The sequence below is a fragment of the Burkholderiales bacterium genome (genome assembly GCA_036262035.1).
Taxonomy (GTDB): domain Bacteria; phylum Pseudomonadota; class Gammaproteobacteria; order Burkholderiales; family SG8-41; genus JAQGMV01.
In genome coordinates this window covers 197201-213234 of sequence record DATAJS010000013.1, presented here as the reverse complement: position 1 = coordinate 213234, position 16034 = coordinate 197201, and the positions used below count along the sequence as shown (strand labels likewise).

The 16034-nt window shown below is 67.3% G+C and carries 14 protein-coding genes and 1 pseudogene; all 15 read left to right on the top strand.

What is annotated here, in order from left to right:
• The first annotated feature begins 12 nt into the window (after positions 1-12).
• A complete protein-coding gene (gene leuC / locus VHP37_16440; GenBank protein HEX2827942.1) occupies positions 13-1422 on the top strand; it encodes a 3-isopropylmalate dehydratase large subunit in 1410 nt (469 codons plus the stop codon).
• Positions 1423-1427: 5 nt separating this feature from the next.
• Positions 1428-1550, top strand: a complete 123-nt coding sequence (locus tag VHP37_16435) for an entericidin A/B family lipoprotein (GenBank protein ID HEX2827941.1) — start codon at positions 1428-1430, stop codon at positions 1548-1550.
• Between the two features lie 2 nt (positions 1551-1552).
• Positions 1553-2191: a 3-isopropylmalate dehydratase small subunit gene (gene leuD / locus VHP37_16430; GenBank protein ID HEX2827940.1), complete on the top strand. Its 639-nt coding sequence runs from the start codon at positions 1553-1555 to the stop codon at positions 2189-2191.
• A gap of 88 nt (positions 2192-2279) precedes the next feature.
• A complete protein-coding gene (leuB, locus tag VHP37_16425) occupies positions 2280-3338 on the top strand; it encodes a 3-isopropylmalate dehydrogenase (protein ID HEX2827939.1) in 1059 nt (352 codons plus the stop codon).
• Positions 3339-3447: 109 nt separating this feature from the next.
• Complete coding sequence (asd, locus tag VHP37_16420; GenBank protein HEX2827938.1) at positions 3448-4587, top strand: aspartate-semialdehyde dehydrogenase; 1140 nt, start codon at positions 3448-3450, stop codon at positions 4585-4587.
• A gap of 166 nt (positions 4588-4753) precedes the next feature.
• Positions 4754-7480, top strand: a complete 2727-nt coding sequence (locus tag VHP37_16415; protein HEX2827937.1) for a FimV/HubP family polar landmark protein — start codon at positions 4754-4756, stop codon at positions 7478-7480.
• Between the two features lie 63 nt (positions 7481-7543).
• Entirely contained in the window at positions 7544-8341 is a 798-nt protein-coding gene (truA, locus tag VHP37_16410) for a tRNA pseudouridine(38-40) synthase TruA (GenBank protein HEX2827936.1), read from the top strand.
• A complete protein-coding gene (locus tag VHP37_16405) occupies positions 8338-8967 on the top strand; it encodes a phosphoribosylanthranilate isomerase (protein HEX2827935.1) in 630 nt (209 codons plus the stop codon). Before truA ends, VHP37_16405 begins: the two co-directional genes overlap by 4 nt.
• On the top strand, positions 8951-10168 hold the full coding sequence (gene trpB / locus VHP37_16400) for a tryptophan synthase subunit beta (GenBank protein ID HEX2827934.1): 1218 nt from the start codon (positions 8951-8953) through the stop codon (positions 10166-10168). The genes VHP37_16405 and trpB overlap by 17 nt, the downstream gene beginning before the upstream one ends.
• Positions 10168-10983: a tryptophan synthase subunit alpha gene (gene trpA, locus VHP37_16395; protein HEX2827933.1), complete on the top strand. Its 816-nt coding sequence runs from the start codon at positions 10168-10170 to the stop codon at positions 10981-10983. The genes trpB and trpA overlap by 1 nt, the downstream gene beginning before the upstream one ends.
• Entirely contained in the window at positions 10980-11846 is an 867-nt protein-coding gene (gene accD, locus VHP37_16390) for an acetyl-CoA carboxylase, carboxyltransferase subunit beta (GenBank protein HEX2827932.1), read from the top strand. The genes trpA and accD overlap by 4 nt, the downstream gene beginning before the upstream one ends.
• Positions 11847-11865: 19 nt before the next feature.
• Positions 11866-13152: a bifunctional tetrahydrofolate synthase/dihydrofolate synthase gene (gene folC, locus VHP37_16385; GenBank protein ID HEX2827931.1), complete on the top strand. Its 1287-nt coding sequence runs from the start codon at positions 11866-11868 to the stop codon at positions 13150-13152.
• Positions 13153-13193: 41 nt separating this feature from the next.
• Positions 13194-13850: an SPOR domain-containing protein gene (locus VHP37_16380; protein ID HEX2827930.1), complete on the top strand. Its 657-nt coding sequence runs from the start codon at positions 13194-13196 to the stop codon at positions 13848-13850.
• A 40-nt stretch (positions 13851-13890) separates the two neighbouring features.
• On the top strand, positions 13891-14382 hold the full coding sequence (locus VHP37_16375; protein ID HEX2827929.1) for a CvpA family protein: 492 nt from the start codon (positions 13891-13893) through the stop codon (positions 14380-14382).
• 10 nt (positions 14383-14392) lie between these two features.
• Positions 14393-15832 (top strand): annotated as a pseudogene (purF, locus tag VHP37_16370) (amidophosphoribosyltransferase).
• Positions 15833-16034: the final 202 nt, after the last annotated feature.

Here is a 16034-nt window from a genome sequence, read left to right as displayed (position 1 = left end):
CCACTTTCAGCGATGCCACGCACTCTCTACGACAAATTGTGGGACAGCCACGTCGTCCGCACCGAGCAGGACGGCACGTCGCTCCTCTACATCGATCGCCACCTCGTCCACGAAGTGACGAGCCCGCAGGCGTACGAAGGCCTGGAAGCCGCCGGCCGCAAGCCGTGGCGCGTCGAGTCGGTCGTCGCGACCGCCGACCACAACACGCCCACCAAGGACTGGGACCAGGGGATCAAGGACCCGGTCTCGCGCCTGCAGGTCGAGACGCTCGACAAGAACATGGCGAAGTTCGGCGCGAAGGTGTACTTCCCGTTCCTCGACAAGCGGCAGGGCATCGTGCACGTCATCGGGCCGGAGACCGGCGCGACGCTGCCCGGCATGACGGTCGTGTGCGGTGACTCGCACACCAGCACCCACGGCGCGTTCGGCGCGCTCGCCTTCGGCATCGGCACCAGCGAAGTCGAGCACGTGCTCGCGACGCAGACGATGGTGATGAAGAAGTCGAAGACGATGCAGGTGCTCGTCGACGGCAAGCTTCCGAACGGCGTCACCGCGAAGGACATCACGCTCGCGGTCATCGGCAAGATCGGCAGCGGCGGCGGCACGGGCTACGCGATCGAGTACGCGGGCGAAGCGATCCGCGGCCTCACGATGGAAGGCCGCATGACCCTGTGCAACATGGCGATCGAAGCCGGCGCGCGCACCGGCCTGGTCGCGGTCGACGACAAGACGATCGACTACGTGAAGGACCGCATGTTCTCGCCCAAGGGCGAGCAGTGGGACAAAGCGGTCGCGTACTGGCGCACGCTGACGAGCGACGAAGGCGCCAAGTTCGACCGCGTGGTCGAGCTCAAGGCCGAAGAGATCAAGCCGCAGGTGACATGGGGCACCAACCCGCAGATGGTGGTGCCGGTCGACGGCAAGGTGCCGGATCCGAAGGACATGCAGGACCCGGTGCAGCGCGAGTGGTCGGAGCGCGCGCTGAAGTACATGGCGCTCGAGCCGAACACCCCGATGACCGAGATCAAGCTCGACAAGGTCTTCATCGGCTCGTGCACCAACTCGCGCATCGAGGACCTGCGCGCCGCGGCAAAGGTGGTGAAAGGCCGGCACGTCGCGGCGAACATCAAGCTCGCGATGGTCGTGCCGGGCTCGGGTCAGGTGAAGATCCAGGCCGAGCAGGAAGGGCTGGACAAGGTCTTCACCGCGGCCGGCTTCGAATGGCGCGAGCCGGGCTGCTCGATGTGCCTGGGCATGAACGACGATCAGCTCTCGCCCGGCGAGCGCTGCGCGTCGACGTCCAACCGCAACTTCGAAGGCCGCCAGGGTCCCGGCGGCCGCACGCACCTGGTGAGCCCCGCGATGGCGGCAGCCGCCGCGATCGCCGGCCATTTCGTCGACGTACGTAACTTCGGAGGATGACAACGATGCGAGTCGCCGCTTTCCTGCTGGTCATTGCGACGTTTGCGTTGAGCGCCTGCAACACCGTGGCCGGTGTCGGCAAGGACGTGGAGCGCGCGGGCGAGGCGATCCAGAAGAGCACGAGATAGACATGGAAAAATTCGTACGCGAAGAGGGGCTGGTCGTCCCGCTCGATCGGGCGAACATCGACACCGATGCGATCATCCCCAAGCAGTTCCTGAAGTCGATCAAGCGCACGGGCTTCGGTCCGAACCTGTTCGACGAGTGGCGCTACCTCGATCGGGGTGAGCCGGACATGGACAACAGCAAGCGTCCGCTCAATCCCGATTTCATCCTGAACAAGCCGCGCTATCGGGGTGCTACGGTGCTGGTCGCGCGCGAGAATTTCGGCTGCGGCTCGTCGCGCGAGCACGCGCCGTGGGCGCTGCTGCAGTACGGTTTCCAGACGGTGATCGCGCCGAGCTTCGCCGACATCTTCTACAACAACAGCCTGAAGAACGGGCTGCTGCTCATCAAGCTCACGCCTGCGATCGTCGACCAGCTCATTCATGAAGCCGAAGGCAAGGAAGGCTATCGCCTCGCGGTCGATCTCGAAGACCAGTCGGTGACGACGCCGACCGGCGAAGTGTTCAAGTTCGACATCGACCCGTTCCGCAAGCACTGCATCATGAACGGCCTCGACGACATCGGGCTCACGCTCGAGCACGCCGACGAGATCCGCGCGTTCGAGCAGAAGCATCGTGCGAGCCAGCCATGGCTGTTCGCGTGAAACGTGAAACGTGAGGCGTGCAACGTAAAGGCGCGCCTCCATTCCACATTTCACGTTTCACATTTCACGTTTCACGTTTCACGAATTTATGAAGATTGCGGTTCTCGCCGGTGACGGCATCGGTCCGGAGATCGTCGCGCAGGCGACGAAGGTCCTGCGCGTCCTTCAGAAGGACGGTCTGAAGATCGAGATGGAAGACGCGCCGTTCGGCGGCGCGGGTTACGACGCCGCAGGCGATCCGCTGCCGGCCGGGACGCTCAAGCTCGCGAAAGAAGCCGACGCGGTGCTGTGCGGCGCGGTGGGCGGGCCGAAATACGACGCGCTGCCGCGGCCGCAGCGCCCGGAGCAGGGCATCCTGCGGATCCGCAAGGAGCTCGGCCTTTTCGCGAACCTGCGCCCGGCGGTGATGTATCCCGAGCTCGTCGGCGCGTCGAGCCTCAAGCCGGAGGTGGTGTCGGGGCTGGACATCATGATCATCCGCGAGCTCACCGGCGACATCTATTTCGGCCAGCCGCGCGGCCGCAACGAGGGCGGTGACCGCGACGCCTACGACACGATGCGTTACTCCGAATCGGAGATCCGGCGCATCGCGGAAGTCGGTTTCACGACCGCCCGGAAGCGCAACCGCAAGCTCTGCTCGGTCGACAAGGAGAACGTGCTCGAGACCAGCCGTTTCTGGCGCGAGCTCGTGGTCGATCTCTCGAAGAAATACCCCGACGTCGAGCTCACGCACATGTACGTCGACAACGCGGCGATGCAGCTCGTCAGGAACCCCAAACAGTTCGACGTGATCGTCACCGGGAACATGTTCGGCGACATCCTGTCCGACGAAGCATCGATGCTCACCGGCTCGATCGGGATGCTGCCGTCGGCGTCGCTGGATTCGAGCGGGAAGGGCCTGTACGAGCCCAGTCACGGCTCGGCGCCGGACATCGCCGGAAAGAACCTCGCCAACCCGCTCGCGACGATTCTCTCGTCAGCCATGATGCTGCGTTATACGTTCAACAAGGACGAATGGGCGTACCGGGTCGAGGCGGCCGTTAAAAAAGTACTCGCGGACGGGCTCCGTACGGCCGATATTTACGAGGACGGCGCCCGCAAGGTGGGCACCGAGGAAATGGGTGACGCGGTAGTCGCCGCGCTGTAACGCGCGGCGAGAGAGGGAGAGGAGACAGGCGAGAGGAGAGCCGAGTGGTTTCTCCGATCTCCTCTCTCTTTTCTCCTCTCGAATCAATCTCTGGAACTGGGTGGTAATCATGAAAGTAGGTCTCATCGGCTGGCGCGGTATGGTGGGCTCGGTCCTGATGCAACGCATGCAGGCCGAGCGCGATTTCGATCTCATCGAGCCGGTTTTCTTCTCGACTTCCCAGGCGGGCGGCAACGGCCCGGCGATCGGCGGCAAATCGCAGCCGGTGAAGGACGCGAAGAGCATCGCCGAGCTGACCCGCTGCGACACCCTGATCTCGTGCCAGGGCGGCGACTACACCAACGAGATCTATCCCAGGCTGCGCGCCGCGGGCTGGAAGGGCTACTGGATCGACGCCGCCTCGGCGCTGCGCATGCAGGACGACGCGGTCATCATCCTCGACCCGGTCAACATGGACGTGATCGAGGGCGCGCTCGACAAGGGCGTGAAGAACTACATCGGCGGCAACTGCACCGTGAGCCTGATGCTGATGGCGCTGGGCGGCCTCTTCAAGGCAGGCCTCGTCGAGTGGATGACCGCGATGACCTACCAGGCCGCTTCCGGCGCCGGCGCCGCGCAGATGCGCGAGCTGGTCGAGCAGATGGGCGCCACCCACGCGTCCGCCGCCAAGCTCCTGTCCGATCCCGCTTCGGCGATCGGCGACATCGACCGGACCGTCGCCGACACGCTGCGCGGCAAGGACTTCCCGACCAGGAGCTTCGGTTTTCCGCTTGCCGGCAGCGTGCTGCCGTGGATCGACAAGGACCTCGGCAACGGCCAGAGCAAGGAAGAGTGGAAAGGCATGGCGGAAACGAACAAGATCGTCGGCCGCAGCGGGAATCCCATCCCGGTCGACGGCGTTTGCGTGCGTGTGGGCGCGATGCGCTGCCACAGCCAGGCGCTGACCGTGAAGCTCACGCGCGACGTGCCTCTGCCCGAGATCGAGCAGATCATCGCCGGGGCGAACGACTGGGTGAAAGTCGTCCCCAACGAGCGAGAAGCGACGTTGCGCGACCTCACGCCGGCGGCGGTCACCGGAACGCTGACCGTGCCGATCGGGCGGCTGCGCAAGCTCCCGATGGGCGGCGAGTACCTCACCGCCTTCACGGTGGGCGACCAGCTCCTGTGGGGCGCGGCGGAGCCGCTGCGCCGCATGCTGCGCATCGTGCTCGAGCGGGAGGCCGCACGGCCGGCCGCCGCGGCGGCCTGAGCGGCGACTGCAACGAAAAAAAGCGCGGCCTGAGGGCCGCGCTTTTTGGGTAAATCCCCGCAGAACCAGGGCGTTTCGCTGCCGACCTTAAGGTCCGGTGTTAGCTTGCATCACTAACTGCGTGATGTTAGTTTACTTCTCCTAAAATAATCTTCAGGGTGAGGCAGTGCGCGAACAGACTCTCAAGCGCTGGTTATTGGCAGCATCGCTCGCCCTCGCGGTGCCCGCCGCTTCCCACGCCGGAGGGCTGGGGCGCCTGACGATCCTGTCGGCGCTCGGTCAACCCCTCAACGCCGAAGTCGAGCTGATCTCGGTCCAGAAAGGCGAGACGCTTTCCGCGCGCCTCTCCTCGGTCGAGAACTACCAGCGCGCGAACCTGCCTTTCAACGCCGGGCTCGTCGGCGCGCGCGTCACGATCGAAAAGCGTCCGAACGGCACGCCTTACGTCAAGGTCACGACGCCCAAGCCGGTCAACGAGCCGTTCGCCGAGCTTCTCATCGAGATCAACTCCGAGAACGGGCGGGTCACGCGCCAGTACACGGTGCTGCTCGATCCCCCGGGCTACGGCAACAAGGCCTCGGAGCTGCCGCCGCCCGTCGTGGCTGCGCCCACGGTGAGGCCCGGGCCAGGCGTGGAAACCGCGCCTGCCGCTCCCGCGGCTGCTGCGCCCGGCGCACCCCTCGAGGGCGCGCCTGGCCCAGCGGCTGCCCCGTCGCGCGCACCCGCTCCCGCGCCGTCCACCCGAGCCCGCCGCAGCCGGGGCGCAGCCGCGCCTGCGGCCTCGCCCGAGCCCGCGGCCGAAACCGCATCCGCGGGCGGCAGGACGTACGGTCCGATCAAACCGGGCGAGACGCTCGGCAAGATCGCGAAGTCGGTTCAGCCCGAAGGCGCCACGCTCGAGCAGACCCTCGTCAGTCTCTACCGACACAACCCCGACGCGTTCATTCACAAGAACATGAACCTCGTGAAGTCCGGCCGCATCCTCAAGGTGCCGGAAGCGAACGAGATGACCGCCGTCGGCCAGCGCGAAGCGGTGAAGGAAGTGCGTCTACAGGTCGCGGACTTCAACTCGTTCCGCGGACGCATCGCCGAGCGCGCCGGCGCGGCTCCGGAAGACGGCACCGTCACGAGCGGACGCATCGGCAAGAGCACCGCGAAAGGCGAGCCCACCGCGCCCCGCGACACCGTGCGCCTGTCGCGCGGCGAGAAAGGCGGGAAAGGCAGCGCAGCCGAGCGTGCGCGCGCGCTGGAAGAAGAATCGGTCGCGCGCGAGAAAGCCCTCGCCGACGCGAACGCCCGCATCGCGCAGCTCGAGAAAACGATCCAGGACATGAAGCGCCTTTCGGACATGAAAGGCGAGAAAGGCGCCGCGCCGTCACCGCCGGCCGCGAAGAGCCAGACCCAGGGTCCGGTCGCGGTCGCGCCGGTGATCCCGCCGCCGCCGAAGGCGCCGGAGCCCGCGCCCAAAGCCGCGCCGCCGGTGGCCAAAGGCCCCGACATGCCGCCCGGCAAGGCGGCCGAGCCTGCGCCCAAAGCGGCGCCGCCGGTCGCGAAGGGCCCGGAGCCCATGCCGGGCAAAGCGCCCGAGCCGGCGCCCGCCGGCAAGGGAGCCGAGGTCGCCAAAGGCGGCGCGCCGGAGCCGATGAAGGGCGCCGAGCCCGAAGCGCCGAAAGGCCCGCCGACCGAGATCGCCAAAGGCCCCGAAGCGAAGAGCGAGCTTCCGCCGCCCAAGCCCAAGGTAAAGCCTGCGCCGCCTCCGCCGCCTCCGCCCGAGCCCGACCTGATCGACACGGTCATGGAAGAGCCGCTGTATCTCGTGGCGGGTGCGGGCGTGGTGGTGCTCGGCGGCCTCGCGCTCATCGCGGTCGCCCGCCGCCGCCGCGGCGGCGAACTGGGCAAGCCGCGGAAAATGGACCTCGGACCCGCCCCGTCCCCCGAGCCGAAGCGCGCTGCGGCAGCGGCCGCGGCGGCTGGCCCCGCTCCGATAGAGCCCGCACGCCCCGCTACGGCGGCGCCGACCGCCGCGTCGACCCGCGGCGCCTCGACGGCGTCGATCTCGCCGGAGGACAACGATCTCGATTTCAACGCCAACGTACGCAGCCCGGTGCCGCCACCGCCGCGCGCCGAGCCGCCGAAACGTGCCGAGCCCGCAGCCCGCGCCGAGCCTGCGCCGCCTAAGGTCGCCGAGCCGGCGCCGCGCGCTCCGGAGCCGGCGCGCGTCGAGCCCCGGCGCGAGCCCCCGAAAGTCGAGCCGAAGATCGAGCCGACCGCCGCCGAAGACGTGACGCGCATCCCGCCGCGTCCCGCCGCGCCGCCCGCGGTGAAGCCGTCGACGACCGGTCTCGCCGCGGCGCGCTCGCTGGAGGGAGGCGCCACGCCGCCGCGCGCGCCGGAACCTGCGCCGGCGCCGAAACCGGAGAAGGTCGAATCCACGCCGCCCGATCTGCCCGACTTCTCGCTCGAAATCCCGCCGGCCGGCGCGCAGAGCCAGAGTCAAAGCCAGAGCCCGAGCCAGCCGCAGCGTGCGCCGTCCGCGGCATCGGACTTCAACATGGATTTCAACCTCGAGCCGCTGCCGCCCATCGAAGTCCCGGGCGAGCAGAAGCCTGCGGCGCAGGCTCCGACGCCCGCGCCCGCGGCACAGTCGAACGATCTCGAGTTCAAGCTCGACGACATCAATCTCGACTTCGGCGGCAAGCCTGCCGGCACGCCGGCCGCGAAAGCGCCGCGCGACGATCACTGGTACGACGTGCAGCAGAAGTTCGACCTCGCCAAGGCATACGAGGAGATGGGCGACAAGGATGGTGCGCGCGACATCCTCAACGAAGTGGTGAAGGAAGGCGACGCCGAGCAGCAGGCGCAGGCGAGAAAGCTGCTGTCCACGCTGTCCTGACCGCGATGGCATTCGTGAAACCGCGGCAGCACGCTGCCGCGGTTTTTCTTTTTGGGATTTGAAATGAGACTGGCCCTCGGCGTCGAATACGACGGCTCGGCGTTCTGCGGATGGCAGACACAGCCGGCGCGCTGCGGCGTGCAGGACCATCTCGAAGCCGCGCTCGCGCATATCGCCGGCGCACCGGTCGAGACGGTGTGCGCGGGCCGCACCGACGCGGGCGTGCACGCGCTGGAGCAGGTGGTGCACTTCGACGCGCCGGCGGCGCGGCCGGAGTCGGCGTGGGTGCGGGGTGTCAACGCTTCGCTGCCGGCGGGCCTTGCGGTGCTGTGGTCGCGCGCGATCGGCGGCGATTTCCATGCGCGCTACTCGGCGAAGAGCCGCTGCTATCGCTACGTGCTGCTCAATCGCGTGGTGCGGCCCGCGGTCGGCTTCGGGCGCATCGGGTGGTTCCATCTGCCGCTCGACGTCGATGCGATGCGCGCCGCGGCGAAGCTGCTCGAAGGCGAGCACGATTTCAGCTCGTTCCGTTCGAGCGAGTGCCAGGCGAAGTCGCCGGTGCGCCACGTGAGCGGCATCACCGTCGAGCGCCACGGCGACTATCTCGTCCTGGAATTTCGCGCGAACGCTTTCCTGCATCACATGGTCCGCAACCTGATGGGCACGCTGATCTACGTCGGCAAGGGCAAGCACGAGCCCGGCTGGGTGCGCGAGGTGCTCGCGGCGCGCGAGCGCGCGGCGGCGGCGCCGACGTTCGACGCGGCGGGCCTCTATCTCGCACGCGTCGAGTACGACGAGCAGTGGAGGCTTCCGCACGCGCGCAACGCGATGCCGCCGATTCCCGACCTGGTGCAGTCGTGAGGACCGCGGTCAAGATCTGCGGCGTCACGCGCATCGAGGACGCGCTGGCGGCCGCGCACCATGGGGCGCACGCGATCGGGCTGGTGTTCTACGCGCCGAGCCCGCGCTACGTCGCGCCCGAAACGGCCGCGCGCATCGTCCGGGCGCTGCCGCCTTTCGTCACGCCCGTCGGTCTTTTCGTCGATGCTTCCGGCGACGAGGTTCGGCGGACCGTCGAGCGCGCGGGCATACAGCTCATCCAGTTCCACGGCTCGGAGACGCCCGATTTCTGCGCGCGCGCAGGCCTGCCGTACGTGAAAGCGGTGCGGGTCCGGCCGGGGGTCGATTTGATACAATACGCGCGCGATTTTGAGAGCGCCCAGGCGCTGCTGCTCGACGCCTACCAGGACGGACTGCACGGCGGGACCGGAGCGACTTTCGACTGGGCATTGATACCGCCTTCGCTGCCGCTGCCCATCGTGCTCTCCGGCGGCCTCAATCCCGACAACGTCCGTGCAGCCGTGCGCGCGGTGAAGCCATGGGCCGTGGACGTGTCGAGCGGCGTGGAAGCATCCAAAGGCATCAAGGACGAGGCGAAGATCGCCGCGTTCATTCAAGGAGTCCGGGACGTTGACGCAAGTCACTGAGGCGAAAAGCTACGATCTGCCCGACGCGAAAGGGCATTTCGGCAGGTACGGCGGCGTCTTCGTCGCGGAGACCCTGATCCACGCGCTCGACGAGCTCAAAGACGCGTACGCGCGCTATCAGAACGACCCCGATTTCCTCGCGGAGTACGCGTACGAGCTCAAGCACTACGTCGGCCGCCCCAGCCCCGTGTACCACGCCAAGCGCTGGTCGCAGCACTTCGGCGGCGCGCAGGTCTATCTGAAGCGCGAAGATCTCAATCACACCGGCGCGCACAAGATCAACAACGTGATCGGCCAGGCGCTGCTGGCCAAGCGCATGGGCAAGCCCCGTATCATCGCCGAGACCGGCGCGGGCATGCACGGCGTCGCGACCGCGACGATCGCGGCGCGGCTCGGATGCGAGTGCGTGGTCTACATGGGCTCCGAAGACGTCAAGCGCCAGGTGCAGAACGTCTACCGCATGAAGCTCCTCGGCACGACGGTCGTGCCGGTCGAGTCGGGCTCGAAGACGCTGAAGGACGCGCTGAACGAAGCGATGCGCGACTGGGTGACGAACGTCGAGAGCACGTTCTACATCATCGGCACCGTCGCGGGTCCGCATCCGTATCCGATGATGGTGCGCGACTTCCAGTCGATCATCGGGCGCGAGGCGATCGAGCAGATGCGCGAGCTCTGCGGGCGGCAGCCCGACGTGGTGCTCGCGTGCGTCGGCGGCGGCTCGAACGCGATGGGCATCTTCTATCCCTACATCTCGGTGCCGAACGTGCGCCTGGTCGGCGTCGAAGCCGCGGGGCACGGCCTCGAGAGCGGCAAGCACGCCGCGACGCTCACCGCGGGCAAGCCCGGGGTGCTGCACGGCAACCGCACGTACCTGCTCCAGGACGACCACGGCCAGATCATCGAGACGCATTCGATCTCGGCCGGCCTCGATTATCCCGGCGTCGGCCCCGAGCACGCGTGGCTCAAGGACAACGGCCGCGCGGAGTACGTCTCCGTGACCGATGACGAGGCGCTGCAGGCCTTCCACGATCTGTGCCGCCTCGAAGGCATCATCCCCGCCCTCGAGTCGAGCCACGCGCTCGCGTATGCCGCGAAGATCGCGCCGAAGCTGCCGAAAGACCAGATCCTGCTCGTCAACCTCTCCGGCCGCGGCGACAAGGACATGCACACCGTCGCGGAGAAATCGGGGATCAAGTTCTGATGTCTCGCATCACTGCCGCGTTCGACAAGCTGCGCGCCGACGGCCGCAAGGCCCTGATTCCCTTCGTCACCGCGGGCGATCCGCAGCCGCAGGTCACGGTGCCGCTCATGCACGCGCTCGTCGCCGGGGGAGCGGACGTGATCGAGCTCGGGGTGCCGTTCTCCGATCCGATGGCCGACGGCCCGGTGATCCAGCGCTCCAGCGAGCGCGCGCTGAAGCACGGCGTGTCGCTGAAGGACGTGATCGGTTACGTCGCGGAGTTCAGGAAGACGAACGCGGACACGCCGGTCGTGCTGATGGGCTACGGCAACCCGATCGAGGCGATGGGCGAGGAGCGCTTCGCGGACGCCGCGAAAGCCGCCGGCGTGGACGGCGTGCTCGTCGTCGACTATCCGCCGGAGGAAGCCGAGGGCATGGTGAAGCTCCTCGATTCCCGCGGCCTCGATACCATCTTCCTGCTGTCGCCGACGACGACCGAAGGACGCTTGAAGCAGGTCTCCGCGCTGGGCCGCGGCTACCTCTATTACGTCTCGCTCAAAGGCGTGACCGGCGCGGCCAACATCGATCTCTCCGACGTCTCGGACAAGCTCGCGCGCATCCGCGCGCACACCGAGCTGCCGCTGGGCGTGGGCTTCGGCATCCGCGATGCCGAGACCGCGCGCTCGATCGCGAGCGTGTCCGATGCGGTCGTCATCGGCAGCCGCCTGGTGCAGGAGATCGAGAGCTCCAAGCCCGACGAGATCAACGCGCGGGTGACGGCGTGGCTGTCGACGATCCGCAAAGCGCTCGATCAATCGAAAGCGGAGGCTGCATGAGCTGGATCCAGAAGCTACTCCCGCCCAAGATCAAGCACGACGCCGCCGCCACCGGCAAGAAAGTCCCCGAGGGCCTGTGGAGCAAGTGCGAGTCGTGCGAAGCGGTGCTCTACCGCTCCGACCTCGAGAAGAACTTTCACGTCTGTCCCAAGTGCAGCTTCCATAACCGCATCTCGGCGCGCGAGCGCCTCGACTACCTGCTCGACCGCGAAGGCCGCCACGAGATCGGAGCCGAAGTCGTTCCCGTCGACACCCTCAAGTTCAAGGACAGCCGCCGCTACACCGAGCGCCTGCAGGAGGCGCGCAACGACACCCAGGAAGAAGACGCGCTGGTCGTGATGCAGGGGAGCATACGCGCCATCCCCGTGGTCGCTTCCGCATTCGAGTTCGGCTTCCTCGGCGGCTCGATGGGCTCGGTGGTCGGCGAGCGCTTCGTGCGCGGCGCCAACGTCTGCCTCGAGCAGCGCCTGCCGTACATCTGCATCACCGCCACCGGCGGCGCCCGCATGCAGGAAGGCGTGCTCTCGCTCATGCAGATGGCGAAGACCTGCGCGGTGCTGACCAGGCTCGCCGACGAGCAGCTGCCGTTCATCTCGGTGCTCACCGATCCGACGATGGGCGGGGTCTCCGCGAGCTTCGCCATGATCGGCGACGTCGTCATCGCCGAGCCGGGCGCGCTGATCGGTTTCGCCGGACCTCGCGTGATCGAGCAGACCGTGCGCGAGACGCTGCCCGAAGGCTTCCAGCGCTCCGAGTTCCTGCTCGAGCACGGCGCGATCGACATGATCGTCGATCGCCGCAAGCTGCCCGAGAAGATCGCGCACGTGCTGTCCATGCTTCTCAGGATGCCGGCCGCCGCCTGACGGCGGCTTCGTTCCACGCGTGCTCGCTGCCGGCGCGACCCTCGACGAGTGGCTGACCCATATCGAACGCGTGCACCCGCGCGCGATCGAGATGGGACTCGATCGCGTGAACGCGGTCAGGGACGCGATGGGTCTCACGCCGTCTTTTCCGATCGTCACCGTCGGCGGCACCAACGGCAAAGGCTCGGCGTGCGCGATGCTCGAAGCGATCCTCGACGAGGCGGGCTACCGCGTCGGTTGCTACACCTCGCCGCACATCCTGCGCTACAACGAGCGCATCCATGTGGGACGCCGCGAAGCTTCGGATGAGGCGATCATCACGGCGCTCGGCGCGGTCGAAACCGCGCGCGGCGACATCCCGCTCACCTACTTCGAGTTCAGCACGCTCGCGGCGATGTGGCTCTTCATGCGCGAGAACGTCGAGGTCGCGGTGCTCGAAGTGGGCCTGGGCGGCAGGCTCGACGCGGTCAACGCCTTCGACGCCGATTGCGCACTGCTCATGAGCGTCGACCTCGACCATGTCGATTACCTCGGCGGCACGCGTGAGGCGATCGGTTTCGAAAAAGCGGGAATCTTTCGCCGCGGGCGGCCCGCGGTCTGCGCCGACCGCCATCCGCCGTCGACCGTCACCGATCACGCGGCGGCGATCGGGGCGCAGCTCCTCCTCATCCAGCGCGACTTCGGTTACGAGGCGCAAGCGCAGCAGTGGCGCTACTGGGGACCGGAGCGCGAGCGGCACGGCCTGCCGCATCCGGCGCTGCGTGGGGAGTTCCAGATTGCCAACGCATCGGCGGTGCTGGCCGCGCTCGACACGCTGCGCGAGCGGCTGCCGGTGAGCGCCGGCAACATCCGCACGGGCCTCCTCACCGCGGAGAACCCGGCGCGCTTCCAGGTGCTGCCGGGGCGGCCGCTGGTCATCCTCGACGTCGCGCACAATCCGGCGGCCGCGCGCTCGCTCGCGCACAACCTCGCCCATATGAAGAGCGCGGGGCGCACCTACGCGGTCTTCGCGATGCTCAAGGACAAGGACATTGCGGGTGTCATCGACGCGGTCCGCGACCACATCGACGAATGGCTCGTCGCCCCGAGCGTAGGCCCTCGCGGCGCCGACGCGGCCGCGCTGCGCGAGGAACTCGCGCGCGCCTCGGTGTTCGAATCCGTTTCGGCTTTCGAAAGCATCGCCGCCGCCTATCGATCAGTCTGTGATCGCGCGGCCCCGGATGATAGAATCGTGGTGTTTGGCTCGTTCTACACGGTAGCTGCGGTTATGGCGGTGCGCGACGTTGGTATTGGCGGGGCTCGGTGAGCTCCGAAAGCAAGGACAGCCGCGCGAAGCGCAGGAGCGGCATGGCGAGACCGATTAGCGACGAAGAACTCCAGCTCAAGAAACGCGCACGCCGCCGCCTCGTCGGCGCGATCGTGCTGGTCACCGCAGTCGCCGTGATCCTGCCGATGGTGCTCGACTCCGAGCCCAAGCCGGTCACGCAGAATGTCGACATCCAGATTCCTTCGCCCGACTCGGGCGAGCTCAAGCTCAAGGCCAGCGCTCCGCCTCCGGTGACGGCCGCGTCGCCCAAGGCGTCGGCCGTGCCCGAGACCTCGCCGATCAAGGGCATGCCGCAGGCGCCGGCCGCAGCGGCCAAGGACGCGCCGAAGGCGGAAGCGCCCGCGAAGGTCGCAGAGACCAGGCCGGTCGAAGAGAAGGCTCACGAAGCGAAGGACGAGGCCAAGCCCCATGCGAAGACAGCCTCGACGAAAGACGGCGCGACCGTTTCGGGCGCGTATGTCGTCCAGGTTGCCGCGCTCGCCGATGCCGCGCGGGTGAAGCAACTCCAGAAGCAGATGACCGCGGCGGGCGTGAAGACCTATACCGAGGCCGTGACCACCAAATCGGGCGAGATCACTCGCGTGCGCGCGGGCCCGTATGCGACGCGCGAAGCGGCCGAAACCGCGCGCGATACGCTGAAGAAGGCCGGTCTGGACGGGAAGGTGGTGGCGAAATGAATCCGGCGCCGACGAAAAGCACGTCCTTGCCGAATTAAGAATGACGCTCTTCGACTACGCCGTCCTGTTCATCGTGGGCTCGTCGGTTCTGGTCAGCGTGGTCAGAGGTTTTACGCGGGAAGCGCTCTCGCTGGCGGGCTGGGTGATCGCATTCTTCGCGGCGAACGCGCTTTCGGCCACGGTGTCGCAGTGGTTCGCGGCGATGATCGCCGACGATTCGGTCCGCGTGCTGGTGGCGTTCGTCTCGGTGTTCGTCGTGACGCTGGTGCTGACGAGCATCGCGGCGATGATCGCATCGAAGCTGCTGAAGAATGCGGGGCTCGGGCTCGAAGACCGCCTGCTCGGCGGCTTCTTCGGCTTCGCCCGGGGGCTGCTTATCGTGCTGGTGCTGGTGCTGGTCGCCGGCCTCACCGCGCTGCCGCGGCAGCCGGCGTGGAGTGATGCGATACTCAGCCCTCCGCTCGAAGCGCTGGCAGGGGTGTTGAAGCCGTGGCTGCCGCGCGCCGTCGCGCAATATCTGTCATACGATTGAGGCTCTTTCGATGTGCGGAATCCTGGGTGTAGTCGCAGCCAACCCCGTGAACCAGCTCCTGTACGACGGGCTGCTGGTGCTGCAGCATCGCGGCCAGGATGCGGCCGGCATCGTGACGGCGGACGGGTCCAACTTCCACATCCACAAAGGCCCGGGCATGGTCCGGGACGTGTTCCGCACCCGCAACATGCGCGTGCTGACCGGCAACGGGGGCATCGCTCACACGCGCTATCCCACCGCCGGCTCGGCGTGGTCGGCGGCGGAATCGCAGCCGTTCTACGTCAACTCGCCGTTCGGCATCGTGCTCGGCCATAACGGCAACCTCACCAACACCGAGCAGCTCAAGAGCGATCTGTTCCGCACCGACCTGCGGCACGTCAACACCAACTCGGATTCCGAGGTGCTGCTGAATGTTCTAGCGCACGAGCTGCAGGAAGCCGCGACCAACTACAAGCTCGACCCGGCGACGATCTTCAAAGCGGTGTCGGGCGTGCATCGCCGCGTGCGCGGCGCGTACGCGGTCGTCGCGATGATCGCCGGCTACGGTCTGCTCGCGTTCCGCGATCCCTACGGCATCCGCCCGCTCGTGTTCGGCCGGATGGACACGCCGAACGGCGCCGAGTATCTCGTGTCTTCGGAGAGCGTCGCGCTCGATACGCTCGGTTACGAGCTGGTGCGCGACGTCGCGCCGGGCGAGGCGATCTTCATCGACCTCGACGGCAACTTCCACGCCCAGGCGTGCGCCCCCGGAGCGACGCTCAATCCCTGCATCTTCGAGTTCGTATACCTGGCGCGGCCCGACTCGGTGATCGACGGCATCTCGGTGTACGAGACGCGCCTGCGCATGGGCGAGAGCCTCGGCGAGAAGATCAAGAACGAGTGCCCGCACCTCGACATCGACGTGGTGATCCCGATCCCGGATTCGAGCCGGCCCGCGGCGATGCAGCTCTCCAAGCACCTCAACCTGCCGTACCGCGAAGGGTTCATCAAGAATCGCTACATCGGCCGCACGTTCATCATGCCCGGGCAGGCGACGCGCAAGAAATCGGTGAGGCAGAAGCTCAACGCGATCGGCATGGAGTTCCAGGGCAAGAACGTGCTGCTCGTCGATGATTCGATCGTGCGCGGCACCACGAGCCGGGAGATCGTGCAGATGGCCCGCGACGCCGGCGCGCGCAAGGTGTTCTTCGCGTCCGCGGCGCCGCCCGTGCGTTATCCCAACGTCTACGGCATCGACATGCCGAGCCCCGACGAGCTCATCGCGACCGGCCGCACCGACGCGGAGATCGCCAAGGAGATCGGCTGCGACGAGCTCATCTACCAGGATCTCGACGCGCTGATCGAGGACGTGCGCAGCGTCAATCCCGCGGTGCAGAACTTCGAGACGTCGTGCTTCTCGGGCATCTACATCACCGGCGACATCACGCCCGAATACCTGCAGGGCGTGGAAGCGCTGCGCAGGGAAGGCGTCGAGGCCGCGGTCGCCGCGGAGAATCAGCTGGATCTCGATCTCGAAGTCGTCGAGTAAAAGCCGAAAGCAATCGACCGCCGAGGACGCAAAGCGTGTCATCGCGAGCCGCCGAAGGCGGCGTGGCGATCCCGTGGCGCACGCTGGTCGAACGTTTCGAGATTGCTTCGTCGCTGGCGCTCCT